Source organism: Streptomyces sp. NPDC046308 (assembly GCF_055588065.1).
The window spans coordinates 520,138-538,439 of sequence record NZ_JBVJFB010000003.1 but is presented as its reverse complement, the minus strand read 5'-3'; the positions used below and the strand labels follow the sequence as shown (position 1 = coordinate 538,439).

Here is an 18,302-nt window from a genome sequence, read left to right as displayed (position 1 = left end):
CCCTCTTCGGAGGGTCGCGGCCCGGCGTCGTTCGTGAAGACGCGCCTACGCGGGAACCGTGCGCCGCGCCGGAACCCAGCAGCGGATGACGTCCCGTACGGACACGATGCCCACCGGGCCGCCGTCCTCCAGCACGATCAGGTGCCGGAAGCCGCCGTGCGCCATCGCCTCGGCGGCCTCCTGCACGGTGGCGTCCGGGGTGCAGAAGACGACGTTGTTGGTGGTGTGCGCGCCCACGGACTCCCGGTCGGGATCGTGGCCTGCGCCGATCGAGTTGAGGATGTCGCGCTCGGTCAGGATGCCGATTCCGCTGTGCTCGGGGTCGAGGACGACGGCCGCGCCGACGCGCCGGCCGGACATGAGGCAGGCCGCCTGCCGGAGGGTGTGCGCGGGTCCGAGGGTGAGGATCACGGTGCTCATTGCGTCACGGACGAGCATGAAGAGAGCCACCTCCTGGGGTGAGCCCCCCGCCTGGGTGGGTGTGCCCGAGAAGCCGCCCTCTAGAGAACGGCTTCACAAGCGCACAAGCGTGGGGAGTATCAGATTCCCACGGACCCGGAGGGCCGACAAGAAGGCGCGTGACGGAGCGCGAGCAGCGCGCGCCGGCCTCAGCCGCGCGGGCGCAGCAGGCCGAGCATCTCCTCGTGGAGCAGCCCGTTCGAGGCCGCGGCGTTTCCGCCGTGCACGCCGTCCACCCCGTCCAGGCTGGTGAAGCGGCCGCCCGCCTCCTGGACCACGACCGCGATGGCCGCCATGTCCCAGAGGTTCAACTCGGGCTCGGCGCACAGGTCCAGCGAGCCCTCCGCGACCATCATGTACGGCCAGAAGTCGCCGTAGCCGCGGGTACGCCAGCACGCGCGCGTCAGGTCCAGGAACCCGGCGAGCCGACCCTGCTCCTCCCACCCGCTCAGCGAGGAGTACGCGAACGAGGCGTCACCCAGCCCGGCCACCTTCGACACGCCGATCGCGCTGGTCTCGCCGAGCGCGCCGCCCGCGTACGCCCCCTGCCCCTCGGCCGCCCACCAGCGGCGGCCCAGCGCCGGCGCGGACACCACGCCGACCACCGGCCGGAAGACGCCGTCGGCGCCCTCGGCCATCAGGGAGATCAGCGTCGCCCAGACGGGCACGCCGCGCACGTAGTTCTTCGTGCCGTCGATCGGGTCCACGACCCAGCGGCGCGGGCCACTGCCCTGCAGGCCGTACTCCTCGCCCAGGATCGCGTCGTCGGGCCGCGCGGCCGCGATGCCGGCCCGGACGATCTCCTCGGCGGCCTGGTCGGCCTCGCTCACCGGGGTCATGTCCGGCTTCGTCTCGACCTTCAGGTCGAGGGCGCGGAACCGCTGCATCGTGGCGGCGTCCGCCGCGTCGGCGAGTTCGAGGGCAAGGCGCAGGTCATCGTCATACTCGGGCATGCCCGAACAGTATCGAGACTCCCGGACCCGGGCGAACGACGTCCACGGTGCGGCCCCGACGCGCCCTTGACAGGATCTGTCGACCCGTCAAATCTTGCCGGAGAGCCGATCGGGGAGGCGAGGATGCCGACAGCCCGGGAGTCCTTACTGGAAGCGGCGGGAGCGGCGCTCTCGGCGCGCCCGTGGCCGGCCGTGCGCATGGTCGACGTGGCGGCGGCCGCCGGGGTGTCCCGGCAGACCCTCTACAACGAGTTCGGCGGCAAGGCGGGTCTGGGCAGCGCCCTGGTCCGGCGCGAGGCCGACCGCTACCTCGACGGCGTGGACCGGGCCCTGTCCGCCCCGGCCCAGGCCGCGGAACGGCTCGCCGCCGTCGCCGAGTGGACCGTACGGGCGGCCCGCGCCCATCCCCTCGTACGGGCCCTGCTCACCGGCAGCTGGGACGCGGACCTGCCGGCCGCGGGACGCCGGGCGCCCGGGCCCGGTGAACTGGCCCGGACCGTCCGCGACCGGGCGGCTGCCGCGCTCACGCCGGGGGAGGGGCCGCAGCGGTGCGAGCTCGCCGTGCGCCTCGCCCTCTCCTACGTGGTCGCCCCGGGGGAGGAGCCGGGGGCGGCCGAGCTGCTGCGGCTGCTCCGCCGGCTCAGTGCGCCGACCCGGACAGCTGGAGCCCGATGACGCCCAGGATGACCAGCGAGATCGAGACGAGCTTGAGGGTGGAGACCAGGTCGCCGAGGAAGACCATGCCGTAGATCGCGGTCCCGGCCGCGCCGATGCCCGTCCACACCGCGTACGCCGGTCCCACGTCCAGCTTCTTGAGGGCCAGCGTCAGCAGACCGAAGCTGCCGAGCGCGAAGCACGCGAAGGCGACGGTCGGCCACAGCCGGGTGAATCCGTGGGAGAGCTTGAGGCAGACCGCGAAACCGGTCTCCAGGAGTCCCGCGACCACGACCAGCAGCCACGCCATGTCGAATGCCTCTCCGCGTCACATGACATCACGTCACTTGGTGGGATTATGCATTTATCCAGACGGGGCCCCCGACAAACCCGGCACGCCCCGCCGGACGGTCAGTCGCCTTCGCGGCGCTCCCGCGTCTGCAGCAGCCGCCGCAGCGAATACAGCCGCGCCGGGTCCGCGTGGCCGTCCTCCACCCACTTGTCGAGCGCGCAGTCCTGCTCGTCGTGACTGCACGCCCGCGGGCACTCCTCGGTCCCCGGGACCAGGTCCGGGAAGGCCAGGATCACCCGGGACGGGTCCACGTGGTGCAGGCCGAAGGAGCGCACGCCCGGGGTGTCGATGACCCAGCCGTCGCCCGAGGGCAGCGGCAGCGCCAGCGCCGAGGTGGTGGTGTGCCGGCCGCGGCCGGTGACCGCGTTGACGTGCCCGGTGGCGCGCTGGCGGCCCTCGGCGACCAGCGAGTTCACCAGGGTGGTCTTGCCGACGCCCGAGTGGCCGACGAAGGCGGTGATCCGGCCGGCCAGCCGCTCGCGCACCCGGTCCGCGGCGTCGCCCGTCGCGAGCTCCTCCCGGTTGGTGACCACGTAGTTCAGGCCGAAGGTCGAGTAGATCTCCAGGATTTTGTCCGCGGAGGTCAGATCGGACTTGGTGAGCACCAGCAGCGGCTCCAGCCCGGCGTCGTACGCGGCGACCAGGCAGCGGTCGATCATCCGGGGCCGCGGCTCCGGGTCGGCCAGCGCCGTGACGATGGCCAGCTGGTCGGCATTGGCGACGACCACCCGCTCGTACGGGTCGTCGTCGTCGGCGGTGCGCCGCAGGACGGACTTGCGCTCCTCGATCCGCACGATGCGGGCCAGGGTGTCCTTCTTGCCGGACAGGTCACCGACGATCCAGACCCGGTCCCCCACCACCGCGGCCTTGCGGCCGAGCTCGCGCGCCTTCATCGCGTGCACCGAGCGGCCCTCGACCAGGCAGGTCAGCCGACCGCGGTCGACGGTCAGGACGAAGCCCTCGGCCGCGTCCTCGTGCTTGGGCCGGATGCTCGTCCGCGGCCGGTTGCCCTTGGGGTTGGGGCGCTGGCGGATGTCGTCCTCGTCGGTGTGCTTGCCGTACCTGCGCATGACCGGCCCTACGCTCCCGCACCCGCTCCGGGCGTCCCGGAACCACCGGCGTCCCCGGCGAGCATGTCCGTCCACATCTTCGGGAAGTCCGGCAGGGTCTTCGCGGTCGTCGCCACGTTCTCGATCTGCACGCCCTCCACCGCCAGGCCGATCACCGCGCCCGCGGTGGCCATCCGGTGGTCGTCGTACGTGTGGAACACGCCGCCGTGCATCCGGCGCGGCCGGATGCGCAGCCCGTCCGCGGTCTCGGTGACGTCGCCGCCGAGCGCGTTGATCTCCTTGGTCAGCGCCGCCAGCCGGTCCGTCTCGTGCAGCCGCAGGTGCGCGACGCCGCGCAGCACCGACTCCGAGTCGGCCAGCGCCGCGACCGCCGCGATGCCCGGGGTGAGTTCGCCGACCTCGCTCAGGTCCACGTCGATGCCGTGGATCTTGCCCGTGCCGGTGAAGACCAGGCCCGCGTCGGTCAGCTCGCAGGAGCCGCCCATCTCGGTGAAGATCCGGCGCAGCGCGTCACCGGGCTGGGTGGTGCGGCGCGGCCAGTCCGGGACGGTGACCGTGCCGCCGGTGATCAGGGCCGCGGCCAGGAAGGGCTGCGCGTTGGACAGGTCCGGCTCCACGACCATGTCGCGGCCGAGCAGCGCGCCGGGGGAGACCCGCCACACGTTCTTCTCGCCGCCGGCCTCCGGGGTGTCGACCTGGGCGCCCGCCGCGCGCAGCATCTCCACGGTCATCCGGATGTGCGGCATCGACGGCAGGGTCGCGCCCACGTGCCGGACCTCGACGCCCTGGTTGAAGCGCGGGGCGGAGAGCAGCAGCGCGGAGACGAACTGCGAGGAGTTGCTGGCGTCGATCTCGACCGTGCCGCCCTCCAGCGCCCCGCCGCCCTGGACGGTCATGGGCAGCGCGCCCCGGCCGTCGTCGTCGATCCGGGCGCCGAGCGTGCGCAGGGCGCTGATGACCTGGCCGAGCGGGCGCTCGTAGGAGCGCGGGTCGCCGTCGAAGCGGACGTCGCCGTCGGCGAGGGTGGCGACGGGTGGCAGGAAGCGCATGACGGTGCCGGCGTTGCCGACGTCCACGGTCGTCGGGCCGTGCAGGGCCGCCGGGATGATCCGCCAGGCCTCGCCGCCCACCGCGCCGTTGGTGGAACCGGCGGAGCTGGACGAGACCGTCTCCTCGATGCCGACGCCGAGCGCGCGCAGGGCGTCGGACATCAGCTGGGAGTCGCGCGAGCGCAGCGGGCGGCGGACCCAGCCGGGTTCGGCGGCGAGCGCGGCGAGCACGAGGGCCCGGTTGGTGACCGATTTGGACCCCGGCACCGTGACGGTGGCGTGGACGGTCCCATCGGCGAGCGGAGCGGGCCAGAGGGCAGGGAGCGCGGGGGTCTCGGTCATGGCCCCCACTTTAGTGGCTTCCTCCGGCACCAGATCTTGATCGCCGTCCGGTCTCAGGGGGTGGTCACAGGGCGAGCAGCCAGCGGCCTCCGCCGATCAGCGAGCACAGGGCGACGACGTGGAAGAACAGCAGCCACACCACCGGATGCAGGTGGGTGAGCCGGCCCAGCTGATCGGCATCGGAATCCGGGGCTCCGCCGTTCCTGCGCTTGGCCCCCAGCTCGAAGACCGGACGCACCCCGCCGAGCAGCAGGAACCACACCACCAGGTAGGCGAAGCCGGCCTGCACCTCGGCCGGGGTCAGCCAGGACACCAGCAGGAAGGCCCCACCGGTCAGCACCACGGTCAGCGCCCCGTACGCGTTCCGGATCATCACCAGCATCGCCACCAGCAGGGCGGTGGCCGCCCACAGCAGCAGCGTGATCCGGTGCGCGGACAGCAGTGCCGCGCCGCCGAGCCCGAGCAGCGAGGGCGCCGTGTACCCGCCGGCGGCGGTCAGGATCATCCCGAGCCCGGTCGGCTTGCCCCGGCTGACGGTGACCCCGCTCGTGTCGGAGTGCAGCCGTATCCCGCTCAGGCGCCGCCCGGTCACCAGCGCCAGCAGGCCGTGCCCGCCCTCGTGCGCGATGGTGATGGCGTTGCGCGAGAGCCGCCACAGCGGGCGGGGACCGACGGCGGCCAGCGCGACCAGGCCGGTCACGATCACCAGCCACCGGTCGGGCGGGGTCTGTATGCCCGTGAGCCGGTCCCACAGGCCGGCCGTCGTGCTGCTGTCCATGAGGTGGCGGACTCCTTGCGGTGGGGTGCGGGTGACATGGCAGTGTGGCAGCCATGTGCGGACGGTATGCGGCGGGTCGTAGGCCCGAGGACCTCGTGGAGGCCTTCGGCATCGAGAAGTGGGAGCCCGAGGAGGCCCTGGCCCCCGATTTCAACGTGGCGCCCACGAAGGAGGTCCACGTCGTCCTCGACCGTCCCCTCAAAGACGCTTCGCACCCGCGCCCGGTTCGCCAGCTGCGCACCCTGAGATGGGGCCTGGTCCCCTCCTGGGCGCAGAACCCCGACGGCGCCGCCCGGATGATCAACGCCCGGTCCGAGACCCTGCACGAGAAGCCGTCCTTCCGGCGCGCCTTCGCGCAGCGCCGCTGCATCGTCCCCGCCGACGGCTACTACGAGTGGGTCACCGCCCACGACGAGCGGCAGCTGGAGGTCGAGGGGAAGAAGAAGCGCGCCCGCAAGCAGCCGTACTTCGTGCTCCCCCGCGACGGCTCCGTCTTCGCCATGGCCGGGATATACGAGTTCTGGCGCGACCGGACCCTGCCCGACGCGCACCCGCTCGCCTGGTGGGTCACCTGCTCGGTGATCACCACCGAGGCCGAGACGACCCCCCTGGGCGTGGCCCCGGCCGACGGGCCGCGCTCGCTCTCCGAGATCCACCCGCGGATGCCGCTGATGCTCACCCCGGACCGCTGGGACGCCTGGCTGGACCCCGCGAACACCGACACCGAGGGCTCCCTGCGGGAACTGCTGGCGCCGCCGCCGGGCGGCCTGATGCGGGCCTACCCGGTGTCCACCGCCGTCAGCAACGTCCGCAACAACGGGCCGGAGCTGCTCGACGAGCTGGCCGCCCCCGAAGAGGCAACCCTCTTCTAGGGCGGAGCCCGGGCAGGATGGGGTGCATGACCACGCGTACCGAGAGCGTCGACACCCCAGCGGGCGAGGCCCGCGTCACCTGGCACCCCGCCCGCGCCGCGAAGCTCGTGCTCGCCGTGAGCCACGGCGCCGGAGGCGGTATCGAGGCCCGCGACCTCCAGGCCCTGGCCGCCGCCCTGCCCGCCCGCGGGATCACGGTCGCGCTGGTCGAACAGCCCTGGCGGGTCGCCGGGAAGAAGGTCGCCGCCGCGCCCAAGGTGCTGGACGAGGGATGGCGCGCGCTGTGGCCCGCGCTCGCCGAGCCCGGGCTGCCGGTGGTCGCGGGCGGGCGCAGCGCCGGGGCCCGGGTGGCCTGCCGGACGGCCGCGGAGCTCGGCGCGGCAGGGGTCCTGGCGCTGGCCTTCCCGCTGCACCCGCCGGGCCGTCCGGAGAAGTCCCGCGCCGAGGAGCTCACCGGCGCCGGCCGGCCGACCCTGGTGGTCCAGGGCGGCCGGGACCCCTTGGGGCGGCCCGGGGAGTTCCCGGCGGGCGAGCACGAGCTGGTGGAGATCCCGTACGCCGATCACGGTTTCGCCGTGCCGAAGAAGGCGGACCTCACCCAGGACGAGGCCCTGGGGAAGATCACCGAGGCGGTCGGGCAGTGGCTCCTGGCGCTCCCGGCCGAGGGCTAGGCCGGAGCGGGCCGCGGGAGCGGAACGCCGGAGCGGGGGCCGAAAACCCCGCCGGTCCGCGGGAATGCGCCGCCCCGCCCCCCTGTTGTCTCGGATGTCGGTACGTACGGGAACGTGTCGGAGGAGAGGGAGCGCATGACCCAGGTCATCAGTCAGAACCGTCGGCAGGCCGCTGACCTGGACTGGACGGTTCTTCCTGCCCCCAAGCGCAGTGCGCTTCGGGCGGCGGAGAGCCGGGATGGTCGACTATTCTCCGATTCGAGCGGGTCCGCTTTCGGAGCCGCCACGCAGTCGGAGGAGGTGGGTCCTGTCGCTGGGACCGACGAAGGCCACGCGGAGGAGACGACCCCGGAGCGCAACGCGCGCTTCGAGCGGGACGCCCTCGGCTACCTCGACCAGATGTATTCGGCCGCGCTGCGCATGACGCGCAACCCCGCCGACGCTGAGGACCTGGTCCAGGAGACGTACGCGAAGGCATACGCGTCCTTCCACCAGTTCCGCGAGGGCACCAACCTGAAGGCGTGGCTGTACCGCATCCTGACCAACACCTTCATCAACTCCTACCGCAAGAAGCAGCGCGAGCCCCAGCGCAGCGCCGCGGAGGAGATCGAGGACTGGCAGCTGGCGCGCGCCGAGTCGCACATGTCGACCGGACTGCGCTCCGCCGAGTCGCAGGCGCTCGACCACCTGCCCGACTCGGACGTGAAGGAAGCCCTGCAGGCCATTCCCGAGGAGTTCCGCATCGCGGTCTACCTTGCCGACGTAGAGGGCTTTGCGTACAAGGAGATCGCGGACATCATGGGTACACCCATCGGTACGGTCATGTCGCGACTGCACCGTGGCCGCCGTCAACTCCGCGGAATGCTGGAGGACTATGCCCGTGAGCGCGGGTTGGTTCCCGCGGGCGCGGGGGAGTCGAACGACCGGAAAGGCTCGGGGTCATGAGTTGCGGAGAGCCGCACGAGACAGAGTGCTCTGAGGTCCTGGACCACCTGTACGAGTTCCTTGACCAGGAAATGCCCGACAGTGACTGCACGAAGTTCGAGACCCACTTCGGCGAGTGCAATCCCTGTCTGGAGAAGTACGGCCTGGAACAGGCCGTGAAGAAGCTGGTGAAGCGCTGCTGCGGGTCGGACGACGTGCCCACCGACCTGCGGTCGAAGGTCATGGGGCGGATCGAGCTGATCCGCTCGGGGCAGGCGGTGCCCGATCACGATGTCACCGCCGACCATCCGACCACCGGCTGACCGGATCGGCGGCGCATTGAACAACTGCCCCCGGAAGAGCACTTCATTCACCCGAATGTGCTAATCCGGGGGCGTCCGCATGGCGCAATACGAAAATGTGGCCCGCGTCGCTCGGGGCCCCACCTATTCTCCCCATTCGGTACCGGTCCGCATCGGTACCCGGCCGGAACGGCACAGGGGAGGAGAGCGCCATGCGGCTACTTCCGCCGGCGGCGCGCGGATACGTCCTGTGCGTCGTCCTCGCGGCCGCGGCGTGCGTCACCCCGGCCCTCACGGATTCCGGTACGCCCTGGGCGGCCGTCGCCCTCCTCGCCGTGCTCTACCTCGGCTGCGAACTCGTCAGGATCTGCCCGCTGCCGGGCAGCCGGGTGCCCGAGGGCATCGGCTCCTTCTTCCCCGTGGTGCTCGCCGCCGTCTTCCTGCTGCCGCCCGCCGCCGCCGCGCTCGTGGCGCTGCCCGGCGGATGCGCGGGGACCGTGACCGAGCGGCCCGCCCCGGTGCGCCGGATGTGGCACGGCGCGCAGCAGGCCATGGCCGCCTGGGCCGCCGGCCGGGCGTACGGGCTGCTGGGCGGTCCGGACTCCCTCGGCGGAGGGCCTTCCGCCGGGTCCGGGCCCCCCGGGTGGGTGGCCGACTTCCCCTACGCGATGCTCCCCGCGGCCGCCGCGGCCGTCGTCTTCTGCCTGGTGCTCACCGCCCTCGACGGCGGCATCCTGGCCACCGCCGAACGCCGGCCCGCCGCCACCGCCTGGCGCGGACTGCTCACCCTCTCCCTCGCCCCGCACTGCGTCCACGGCCTCGCCGGACTGATGATGGCCGTCATGTGGCGCAGCCCCTACGGGCTCCCGGCCGCCCTCCTCGTCCTGCTGCCGATGTACATCTCCTGCTGGGTCTTCGCCCAGTACCACCGCGAGCGCTCCGCCCACCGGGCCACCATCCGCGCCCTCGTCCAGGCCGTCGACATCAAGGACCGCTACACGCGCGGGCACAGCGAGCGGGTCGGCCAGGCCTCCGCGATGATCGCCCGCGAGCTGGGCATGGCCGACGACCGGATGGAAGTCGTGCGGATCGCCGGGATCCTCCACGACGTCGGCAAACTGGGCGTCCCCACCCGGCTGCTGCGCAAGGACGGGCCGCTCACCCCGGAGGAACGCCGGATCATCGAGCTGCACCCCGAGTACGGGCACGAGATGGTGCGCGGCATCGGGTTCCTCGGCGAGGCCCGGTCCGCGATCCTGCACCACCACGAGCGGGTCGACGGCTCCGGCTACCCGTACGGGCTGACCGGCGAGCAGATTCCGGTGCTGGCCCGCGTGGTCGCGGTGGCCGACGCCTTCGACGCGATGACCTCGACCCGCTCCTACAGCCGGGCCCGGCCGGTGCCGGTGGCCCTGGCCGAGCTGGACCGGTGCGCGGGCGCCCAGTTCGACCCGGCGATGGTGCGGGCCCTGACGGGCGCCATCGGCCGGTACGGCTGGCACCCGGTGGTCACCTCCGACGAGGACCTCCAGGTGATCAGCGCAAACCCTCCCGCCCGGGCCGCGCGCAGCGGGCCGCCCGAGCGGGGGCCGTCCGTGCCGCCTGGCCGCCAGGGCCCGGGCCCGGCTGCGCCGGCTCCGCCTGCCGATCGGGTCCCGGCGGCTCCGGGCCCGGCCGACCGGTACGACGGAGCCCCTCCCGGTCGTGCCCGCACGGCCCGACCCGCTGCGCGGACGGCGTTGCGCGCCCTGCCCGCGCAGGACGGGGCGCCCGCCGGGGCCGACCGCCCCGGGAACGCGGCTCCGCCCGCAGCCGGACCCGGCCGTGACGCGGACGGCGCCGGGACGGGCGGATGAGGACCGCGGCCGTGTGGGCGGTGCGGGGGGCCGCGGCCGTGCTCACCGCCGTCGCCCTCGCGCACACCCTGTGGAACGGCGTCGTCGAGCCCGGCGCCGCCCTCTCCTTCGGCGCGCTGATCGCCGTCGGCGAGCTCGCCCGCCGGGACCGGCACGGCGGCTCCGTCGACCGCCTGCCCGCGCCGCTCGGCTCCGCCGGCGCCCTCGCCTACGCCCTGCTCGGCGAGAACGCCGGCCAGCCCACCCGGCACGGGGTGCTCCAGATCGTCGCCGTCGTCGTCGCGGCGGCCCTCGCCGGGATCGTCCCGCACATCGCCCGGGGCCGCGGTCGGGTCCTCGACCACCTGTCCCGCCGGGTGCTCACCGTCGCGTTCGCCGCCGTGTGTTTCCAGCCGCTCTACAACTCCGGCCGGCTGGCGGAACGGGTCGGCCAGGGCCCGTGGCTCGTCCTCTTCCTGCTCTGCCTGCTCGGCCTCACCGCCCTGTGCGACGCCGTGCTCGCCGCGGCGCTGGCCGGGGCAGGCACCGGCTGGCCGTACGGTCCCCTGCTGCGCGACGAGCTGCGCGCCCAGCTCGGCATCGGCGCGGCGATCTGTGCCACCGGGGTCGTGATGGCGCTCGGCGCGGCCGTGGCGGGCCTGTGGTCCCTGCCCGTCTTCAGCGTGCCCCTGCTGCTGACCCAGCTGTCCTTCCACCGGATCACCGCGATCCGCACCACCTACCGCCAGACCATCACCTCCCTCGCCCGCGCCACCGAGATCGCCGGCTACACCCGGCCGGGCCACTCGCGCCGGGTCGCCGCCCTGAGCTGCGCCGTGGGCCGGGAGCTGGGCCTGTCGGAGCGGGAGCTCACGGTGCTGGAGTACGCCGCCCTGATGCACGACATCGGCCAGCTGTCCCTCGTCGACCCGGTTCCGGACGGGGCCACCGCCGGGCTGCCGGCCGCAGAGGCCCGCCGGATCGCCGGGCTGGGCGGGGAGGTGGCCCGGCGGACCGGGGTGCCCGCGGACGTCGCCGTGGTGGTGGAGCGGCAGGCGGACCCGTACCGGGAGCAGCCCGTCCTGGCCCGCATCGTGCGCACGGTGAACGCGTACGACGACCTCACCGGCGCCGTCGGCGGGAGGCGTCACCCGGGCGGCTCACTGGCCGCCCTGGAACAGCTCCGGCTGGGCACGGGGCGCGATTACCAGCCGGAGGTCGTGGAGTGCCTGGCAAGGGTTCTGGCCAGGGGTGGACGTGACAGAGTTGTTCCCGTCCGACCTGGGTAACCCATGGGTAATGAGCGGCCGTCCGAGTGGGCATGGTTGGATGCCAGTAAGAGTGTCCGCAAGGCTGCACCGTTGTCCCCCGGCTACCGCCGGGAGGGTGCCCCCAGGCAGGCGGGAATCGTGAGGATCTTCGGGAAGGTACGGCATCGCCCCTCCGCCTCGTGGCGGCAGGCCACCGACCGCGCGTTCACGCTGATCGGCGACGGTCGGTACGAGGACGCGGGCGCGCTGCTGACCAGAGCGGCGGACCTGGAGCCCTGGCTGTCCGAGTCCTGGTTCAATCTGGCCCTGCTGCACAAGTTCCGGCACGACTGGGAGCAGGCGCGGGCCGCGGGCCTGCGCGCCGTGGCGCTGCTGGACCGCGAGACCGGCGCCCCGGACTGGTGGAACGTGGGCATCGCCGCGACCGCGCTCCAGGACTGGCCACTGGCCCGCAGGGCCTGGCAGGCGTACGGGTTGAAGGTGCCCGGCGACGCGCACGGCGCGGGCGCCAAGGGCAGCGGCGAACCGGTCGGCATGGAGCTCGGCAGCGCGGCCGTACGGCTCTCGCCCGAGGGCGAGGCCGAGGTGGTCTGGGGCCGGCGGCTGGACCCGGCCCGGCTGGAGGTCCTGTCGATCCCGCTGCCGTCCTCGGGGCGGCGCTGGGGCGAGGTCGTGCTCCACGACGGGGTCCCGCACGGCGAGCGGATCACCGCGGCCGGCCCCTCGTACCCCGTGTTCGACGAGATCGAGCTGTGGGCGCCGTCGCCGGTGCCGACCTGGGTGGTGCTGCTGGAGGCGGCCACCGAGGCGGACCGTGACGCGCTGGAGCAGCTGGCCTCGGACGCGGGCTTCGCCGCCGAGGACTGGTCCTCGTCGGTGCGGTTGCTGTGCCGGACCTGCTCGGAGAGCGAGATGCCCAGCGACGAGGGTGACGGCGAGCACCTGGACCCGCACGACCACAGCGAGCCGGGGCATCCCGGACCGCTGGGGCACCGCACGGCCGGCTCCGGCTCCCTGTGGGTGCCCGAGCGCGAATGCGGGATCGCGGCGCCGGCCGGTCTGGTGCGCGGACTGCTCGACGGCTGGGTCGCGGACAGCCCGGGCACCCGCGAGTGGCGGGATCTCGAAGAAGTCTGCTGAGCAGGGCCGTAGGCTGTACGGGCACATCGGTGGCCATCGGCGACCACCGGTGACTTGGACTTACGGAAGGCGTACGGCGGACATGTCGCAGCAGGAGAACGAGGTAGTCGGCGTCGAGGTCGTGAACGACGGGTACGTCGTGGACACGGAGGACTGTGCCGAGCGCGAGCTCGCCCACCGTGAGCGCGGCACCGCCCGCCCGATCACCGTCGTCGGCAACCCGGTGCTGCACCGCGAGTGCAAGGACGTCACCGAGTTCGGTGACGAGCTGGCGCAGCTGATCGACGACATGTTCGCCAGCCAGAAGGCGGCCGAAGGCGTGGGCCTGGCCGCGAACCAGATCGGCGTGGACGCCAAGGTCTTCGTCTACGACTGCCCGGACGACGACGGTGTCCGGCACACCGGTGTCGTGGTCAACCCGAAGCTCGTCGAGCTGCCCGCGGAGAGCCGGGTGCTGGACGACTCGAACGAGGGCTGCCTGTCGGTCCCGACCGCCTACGCCTCGCTGGCCCGCCCGGACTACGCCGAGGTCGAGGGCCAGGACGCCCAGGGCAACCCGATCAAGGTGCGCGGCACCGGCTACTTCGCCCGCTGCCTCCAGCACGAGACCGATCACCTGTACGGCTACCTCTACATCGACCGCCTCTCGAAGCGGGACCGCAAGGACGCCCTGCGGCAGATGGAAGAGGGCACCCCGCGCTACGAGACCGTCCCGAACGCGTAACCCCTCGCCCGCTAGGCCGCCTGCGGGCCCCGGAAGGCGCGCCGGAAGGAATTCGGCGTGGTGCCGAGGGTCCGCAGGAAGTGGTGGCGCAGTGCGGCCGCGTTGCCGAAGCCGCAGCGCCCGGCGATGGCGTCCACCGTCTCGTCGGTCGCCTCCAGCAGCTCCTGCGCGAGCAGGACCCGCTGACGCAGCACCCACTTGTACGGGGTGGTGCCGGTCTCCTGGAGGAAGCGGCGGGCGAAGGTGCGCGGTGACATGTGCGCGCGCTCCGCGAGCTGCTCGACGGTGATCTCCTCGTCCAGGTGGCGGGCCATCCACTCGACCACCTCGCCCACGGTGTCGCAGGAGGTGCGCGGCAGCGGCCGCTCGATGTACTGGGCCTGCCCGCCGTCCCGGTGGGGAGGCACGACCATCCGGCGCGCGATGGTGTTGGCCACCTCGGCCCCGTGTTCCTGGCGGACGAGGTGCAGGCAGGCGTCGATGCCGGAGGCGGTGCCGGCGGCGGTGATCACCGGGCCCGCGTCGACGTAGAGCACGTCCGGGTCGACCAGGGCCCGCGGGAAGCGCCGGGCCAGTGTCGCGGCGTGCATCCAGTGCGTGGTGCAGTGCCGGCCGTCCAGCAGACCCGCCGCGCCGAGCACGTACGCGCCGCTGCACACGCTCAGCACCCGCGCTCCGCGGTCCACCGCGCGGCGCAGCGCCTCCATGAACGCTTCCGGGTACACACGGGCGCCCGCGTCCCGGAAGGCGGGCACGCAGATCAGGTCGGCGCTCTCCAGCCGCTCCAGCCCGTGTTCCGGGGAGACCGTGAAACCGGTGCCGGACATGGTCAGGGGGCCTTCCTCCGCCGCGCAGACGGCGAAGTCGTACACCGGCAGCCCGTGATCGCTGCGGTCGATTCCGAAGACTTCGCAGAAGATCCCGAACTCGAAGGGGGCGATCTCGTCGAGGAGGGCCACGGCCACATTGGTCAGCATGCCTCCAGTGTGGCAGTAATTCGTTCTTTCATGACAGTCCTGCCACTGTGCGAGTTTTCCCCGCGGGAGGACAGTAGAGACATGAACACGCTTCTGAGCTACCTCACCGTCCTCGCCGTCGCCGCCCTGGTGCTCGCCCCCAGCCTGTACGGGCTCCTGCGCGACCGGCGGATCGACCGCCAGTTGCGGGCCGTGGAGACCCGGCTCGTATGGCTGCCCCGCCAGAAGGCGGGCGGCATGCCCCCCACCGTCCGCCGGTCCGGCGCCCGGCACACCGGGATGCACTGGGGCCCCATCGCGCACTGAGCGGGGCGACCGTGCACACGGGAAGCCGGACGATCGGGCGCCGGAAACGCGAGAAGCCGGGACGCGGTGCTGAACCGCATCCCGGCTTCGCGGCGTTCACCGCGTCCCGGCCCGTGCTACCGATGGACCTTTAGAAGTCCTCGTCCAGGTCGACCGTGCCCTCGACCGCGACCTGGTAGGCCGACGGACGGCGCTCGAAGAAGTTCGTCAGCTCCTGGACACCCTGGAGCTCCATGAAGGAGAACGGGTTCTGCGAGCCGTACACCGGCGCGAAGCCGAGGCGGACCAGGCGCTGGTCCGCGACGCACTCCAGGTACTCGCGCATCGACTCGGTGTTCATGCCCGGCAGGCCGTCGCCGCACAGGTCGCGGCCGAACTGCAGCTCGGCCTCCACGGCCTCCTTGAGCATGTCGGTGACCTGCTGCTGGAGGGCGTCGTCGAAGAGCTCCGGCTCCTCCTTGCGGACCGTGTCCACGACCTCGAACGCGAAGTTCATGTGCATGGTCTCGTCACGGAACACCCAGTTGGTGCCGGTGGCCAGGCCGTGCAACAGGCCGCGCGAGCGGAACCAGTACACGTACGCGAAGGCGCCGTAGAAGAACAGGCCCTCGATGCACGCGGCGAAGCAGATCAGGTTCAGCAGGAAACGGCGGCGGTCGGCCTGCGTCTCCAGCCGGTCGATCTTCTCGACCGAGTCCATCCACTTGAAGCAGAACTGCGCCTTCTCGCGGATGGAGGGGATCTCCTCGACCGCGTCGAAGGCGGCCGCGCGGTCGTCCGGGTCGGGCAGGTAGGTGTCGAGCAGCGTCAGGTAGAACTGGACGTGCACGGCCTCCTCGAACAGCTGGCGCGACAGGTACAGGCGCGCCTCCGGGGAGTTGATGTGCTTGTAGAGCGTCAGCACCAGGTTGTTCGAGACGATCGAGTCGCCCGTCGCGAAGAACGCGACCAGACGGCCGATCATGTGCTGCTCGGCCGGCGTCAGCTTCGCGAGGTCCGCCACGTCCGAGTGGAGGTCGACCTCCTCCACCGTCCACGTGTTCTTGATCGCGTCCCGGTAGCGCTCGTAGAAGTCCGGGTAGCGCATCGGACGGAGCGTGAGCTCGAAGCCCGGGTCCAGGAGGTTCTTGTTGTCGTTGGAGCTCATTACTGGCAGGCCTCGCAGGACTCGGGGTTCTCAAGGGAGCAGGCCAGAGCGTCGGCGTCGACGGCCTGCGGGAGCGGGGTGGCGGCGGCCGGCACGGCGGACGCGGACGCGGCGCGGGCGATCTTCGTCGCGGGGCGCGAGCGCAGGTAGTAGGTGGTCTTCAGACCCTGCTTCCAGGCGTACGCGTACATCGAGCTGAGCTTGCCGATGGTGGGCGTCTCCAGGAACAGGTTCAGCGACTGCGACTGGTCCAGGAACGGCGTACGGGCCGCCGCCATGTCGATCAGACCGCGCTGCGGGATCTCCCACGCCGTGCGGTACAGCTCGCGGACCTCCGCCGGGATCCAGCCGAAGCCCTGGACCGAGCCGGAGGACTCGCGCAGCGCCTCGCGGGTCTGGGCGTCCCACACGCCGAGCGCCTTCAGCTCCTCCACCAGGTAGCCGTTCACCTGGAGGAACTCACCGCTGAGCGTCTCGCGCTTGAAGAGGTTGGAGACCTGCGGCTCGATGCACTCGTACACGCCGGCGATCGAGGCGATCGTGGCCGTCGGGGCGATGGCGAGGAGCAGGGAGTTGCGCATGCCGGACTTCGCGACGCGGGCGCGCAGCGCGTCCCAGCGCTCGGGCCAGTTCAGCTCGACCTCGTAGTGGTCCGGGTGCAGGACACCGCGGGCGGTACGGGTCTGCTCCCAGGCCGGGAGGGGGCCGCTGCGCTCGGCGAGGTCGCAGGAGGCCTCGTACGCGGCCAGCATGATGCGCTCGGAGAGCTTCGTGGACAGCGCCTTCGCCTCGGGGGAGTCGAAGGGCAGCTTCAGCTTGAAGAAGACGTCCTGGAGGCCCATGGCGCCCAGGCCCACCGGGCGCCAGCGGGCGTTGGAGCGGCCGGCCTGCTCGGTCGGGTAGAAGTTGATGTCCACCACGCGGTCGAGGAAGGTCACGGCGGTGCGGACGGTCTCGTCCAGCCGCTCCCAGTCGATCTCGCCCGTCTCCGTCAGCACGAACGCGCCGAGGTTGACCGAGCCGAGGTTGCAGACGGCGGTCTCGCCGTCGTTGGTGACCTCGATGATCTCGGTGCAGAGGTTGGAGGAGTGGACGACCGTGCCCGGCTCGGCGGTCTGGTTCGCCGTGCGGTTGGAGGCGTCCTTGAACGTCATCCAGCCCTGGCCGGTCTGCGCGAGGGTGCGCATCATCCGGCCGTACAGGTCGCGGGCGGGCATGGTCTTGCGGGCCAGGCCCGCCGCCTCGGCCTTGCGGTAGGCGGCGTCGAAGTCGTCGCCCCACAGGTCGACCAGCTCGGGCACGTCGGCCGGGGAGAACAGCGACCACTCGGCGTCCGCGTTCACGCGGCGCATGAACTCGTCCGGCACCCAGTGGGCGAGGTTCAGGTTGTGCGTGCGGCGCTGGTCCTCACCGGTGTTGTCGCGGAGCTCCAGGAACTCCTCGATGTCCGCGTGCCAGGTCTCCAGGTAGACGGCGGCGGCGCCCTTGCGGCGGCCGCCCTGGTTTACGGCGGCGACGGAGGCGTCGAGGGTCTTCAGGAACGGCACGATGCCGTTGGAGTGGCCGTTGGTGCCGCGGATCAGGGAACCGCGGGCGCGGATGCGGGAGTACGACAGGCCGATGCCGCCCGCGTGCTTCGACAGGCGCGCCACCTGGTGGTAGCGGTCGTAGATCGAGTCGAGCTCGTCCAGCGGGGAGTCCAGCAGGTAGCAGGAGGACATCTGCGGGTGCCGGGTGCCGGAGTTGAAGAGGGTGGGGGAGGAGGGCAGGTAGTCGAGGCGGCTCATCAGCCGGTACAGCGAGGCCACTTCCTCGACGGCCTGGACGCTCTCGTCCGCGGCGAGGCCACAGGCCACGCGGAGCATGAAGTACTGCGGGGTCTCGATCACCTGACGGGTGATCGGGTGGCGCAGCAGGTAGCGGCTGTGCAGGGTGCGCAGGCCGAAGAAGCCGAAGCGGTCGTCGGCGCCCTCGGCGAGGGTGTGCTCGACCAGCGCGTCGAGGCGGCTCGCGTGGGTTCGCACGAACTCGGCCGTGCGGTCGGCGATGAGGCCCTCGCGGTGGCCGACCTCGACGGAGGCGGAGAAGGAGGTGGAGCCCTGGCTCGCGGCCTCGTCGCGCACGGCCAGCGTCAGCAGCCGGGCGGCGAGCTTCGAGTACGCGGGGTCCTCGGAGATGAGACCGGCGGCCGCCTCGGTGGCCAGCCCCCGCAGTTCGGCCTCGTCGGCGGCGGAGCTGCGGCCGCGGAGCGCGGCGGCGGCGACGCGGCCGGGGTCGGTGTCGGGGAGGTCCGCCGTCAGTTCGGTGAGGGTACGCAGCAGCGTGGCCCCCGGGCCCTCGGTGTTGTCGCCAGAAACGGACTCGGCGCGCGGTGCGGAAGGCGCGATGGTCACGGCGGGAGCTCTCCCTCGCTCGGCCCGGTCATCGGCGGAGTGGGCGCGAGCGGGCGCATGCGGGCGTGACGGGAACGCGTACA

The 18,302-nt window shown here is 72.5% G+C and carries 19 protein-coding genes; 10 read left to right on the top strand and 9 right to left on the bottom strand.

Annotated features, from left to right (window positions below; all coding sequences use genetic code 11):
* Window positions 1-45: 45 nt before the first annotated feature.
* Window positions 46-438: a CBS domain-containing protein gene (locus ACZ6JT_RS16255; RefSeq protein WP_469210347.1), complete on the bottom strand. Its 393-nt coding sequence runs from the start codon at window positions 436-438 to the stop codon at window positions 46-48.
* Between the two features lie 170 nt (window positions 439-608).
* Window positions 609-1,412, bottom strand: coding sequence for a histidinol-phosphatase (gene hisN, locus ACZ6JT_RS16250; protein WP_469210345.1), 804 nt, complete (start codon window positions 1,410-1,412; stop codon window positions 609-611).
* Between the two features lie 123 nt (window positions 1,413-1,535).
* Here hisN and ACZ6JT_RS16245 point away from each other — a divergent pair, with 123 nt between their 5' ends.
* Window positions 1,536-2,087 (top strand): TetR/AcrR family transcriptional regulator, encoded by a 552-nt coding sequence (locus ACZ6JT_RS16245; protein ID WP_469210343.1) that lies wholly within the window; start codon window positions 1,536-1,538, stop codon window positions 2,085-2,087.
* Here ACZ6JT_RS16245 and ACZ6JT_RS16240 read toward each other — a convergent pair.
* From ACZ6JT_RS16240 to ACZ6JT_RS16225, 4 genes are all read right to left on the bottom strand, one after another.
* On the bottom strand, window positions 2,053-2,376 hold the full coding sequence (locus ACZ6JT_RS16240) for a DMT family transporter (protein ID WP_030011402.1): 324 nt from the start codon (window positions 2,374-2,376) through the stop codon (window positions 2,053-2,055). The genes ACZ6JT_RS16245 and ACZ6JT_RS16240 overlap by 35 nt on opposite strands.
* Before the next feature lie 101 nt (window positions 2,377-2,477).
* A complete protein-coding gene (rsgA, locus tag ACZ6JT_RS16235; protein WP_365475013.1) occupies window positions 2,478-3,488 on the bottom strand; it encodes a ribosome small subunit-dependent GTPase A in 1,011 nt (336 codons plus the stop codon).
* Between the two features lie 8 nt (window positions 3,489-3,496).
* Window positions 3,497-4,879, bottom strand: coding sequence for a 3-phosphoshikimate 1-carboxyvinyltransferase (gene aroA, locus ACZ6JT_RS16230; protein WP_469210341.1), 1,383 nt, complete (start codon window positions 4,877-4,879; stop codon window positions 3,497-3,499).
* A gap of 64 nt (window positions 4,880-4,943) precedes the next feature.
* Entirely contained in the window at window positions 4,944-5,657 is a 714-nt protein-coding gene (locus ACZ6JT_RS16225; RefSeq protein ID WP_469210339.1) for a M50 family metallopeptidase, read from the bottom strand.
* Between the two features lie 53 nt (window positions 5,658-5,710).
* Here ACZ6JT_RS16225 and ACZ6JT_RS16220 point away from each other — a divergent pair, with 53 nt between their 5' ends.
* The 8 genes from ACZ6JT_RS16220 to def all read left to right on the top strand — a co-directional run bounded on the left by ACZ6JT_RS16220 (window position 5,711) and on the right by def (window position 13,396).
* Complete coding sequence (locus tag ACZ6JT_RS16220; protein ID WP_469210337.1) at window positions 5,711-6,529, top strand: SOS response-associated peptidase; 819 nt, start codon at window positions 5,711-5,713, stop codon at window positions 6,527-6,529.
* A gap of 26 nt (window positions 6,530-6,555) precedes the next feature.
* On the top strand, window positions 6,556-7,200 hold the full coding sequence (locus tag ACZ6JT_RS16215; RefSeq protein WP_469210335.1) for an alpha/beta hydrolase family protein: 645 nt from the start codon (window positions 6,556-6,558) through the stop codon (window positions 7,198-7,200).
* A 300-nt stretch (window positions 7,201-7,500) separates the two neighbouring features.
* On the top strand, window positions 7,501-8,145 hold the full coding sequence (locus tag ACZ6JT_RS16210; RefSeq protein ID WP_030709911.1) for a sigma-70 family RNA polymerase sigma factor: 645 nt from the start codon (window positions 7,501-7,503) through the stop codon (window positions 8,143-8,145).
* Entirely contained in the window at window positions 8,142-8,447 is a 306-nt protein-coding gene (gene rsrA / locus ACZ6JT_RS16205) for a mycothiol system anti-sigma-R factor (RefSeq protein WP_469210333.1), read from the top strand. The genes ACZ6JT_RS16210 and rsrA overlap by 4 nt, the downstream gene beginning before the upstream one ends.
* 191 nt (window positions 8,448-8,638) lie before the next feature.
* Window positions 8,639-10,282, top strand: coding sequence for an HD-GYP domain-containing protein (locus tag ACZ6JT_RS16200; protein ID WP_469210331.1), 1,644 nt, complete (start codon window positions 8,639-8,641; stop codon window positions 10,280-10,282).
* On the top strand, window positions 10,279-11,550 hold the full coding sequence (locus tag ACZ6JT_RS16195; protein WP_469210329.1) for an HD-GYP domain-containing protein: 1,272 nt from the start codon (window positions 10,279-10,281) through the stop codon (window positions 11,548-11,550). Before ACZ6JT_RS16200 ends, ACZ6JT_RS16195 begins: the two co-directional genes overlap by 4 nt.
* Before the next feature lie 120 nt (window positions 11,551-11,670).
* Window positions 11,671-12,672, top strand: coding sequence for a tetratricopeptide repeat protein (locus tag ACZ6JT_RS16190; RefSeq protein ID WP_365475026.1), 1,002 nt, complete (start codon window positions 11,671-11,673; stop codon window positions 12,670-12,672).
* 82 nt (window positions 12,673-12,754) lie between these two features.
* Window positions 12,755-13,396: a peptide deformylase gene (gene def, locus ACZ6JT_RS16185; RefSeq protein WP_469210327.1), complete on the top strand. Its 642-nt coding sequence runs from the start codon at window positions 12,755-12,757 to the stop codon at window positions 13,394-13,396.
* A gap of 11 nt (window positions 13,397-13,407) precedes the next feature.
* Here def and ACZ6JT_RS16180 read toward each other — a convergent pair whose 3' ends face one another.
* Window positions 13,408-14,373: a helix-turn-helix domain-containing protein gene (locus ACZ6JT_RS16180; protein WP_469210325.1), complete on the bottom strand. Its 966-nt coding sequence runs from the start codon at window positions 14,371-14,373 to the stop codon at window positions 13,408-13,410.
* A gap of 81 nt (window positions 14,374-14,454) precedes the next feature.
* Between ACZ6JT_RS16180 and ACZ6JT_RS16175 the strand changes: the two genes are divergently transcribed.
* Window positions 14,455-14,679 (top strand): hypothetical protein, encoded by a 225-nt coding sequence (locus tag ACZ6JT_RS16175; protein WP_469210323.1) that lies wholly within the window; start codon window positions 14,455-14,457, stop codon window positions 14,677-14,679.
* A gap of 130 nt (window positions 14,680-14,809) precedes the next feature.
* Here the strand turns inward: ACZ6JT_RS16175 and ACZ6JT_RS16170 are convergent, their stop codons facing one another.
* A complete protein-coding gene (locus tag ACZ6JT_RS16170) occupies window positions 14,810-15,826 on the bottom strand; it encodes a ribonucleotide-diphosphate reductase subunit beta (RefSeq protein WP_365475033.1) in 1,017 nt (338 codons plus the stop codon).
* A complete protein-coding gene (locus ACZ6JT_RS16165) occupies window positions 15,826-18,219 on the bottom strand; it encodes a ribonucleoside-diphosphate reductase subunit alpha (protein WP_469210321.1) in 2,394 nt (797 codons plus the stop codon). Before ACZ6JT_RS16165 ends, ACZ6JT_RS16170 begins: the two co-directional genes overlap by 1 nt.
* Window positions 18,220-18,302 lie beyond the last annotated feature (83 nt).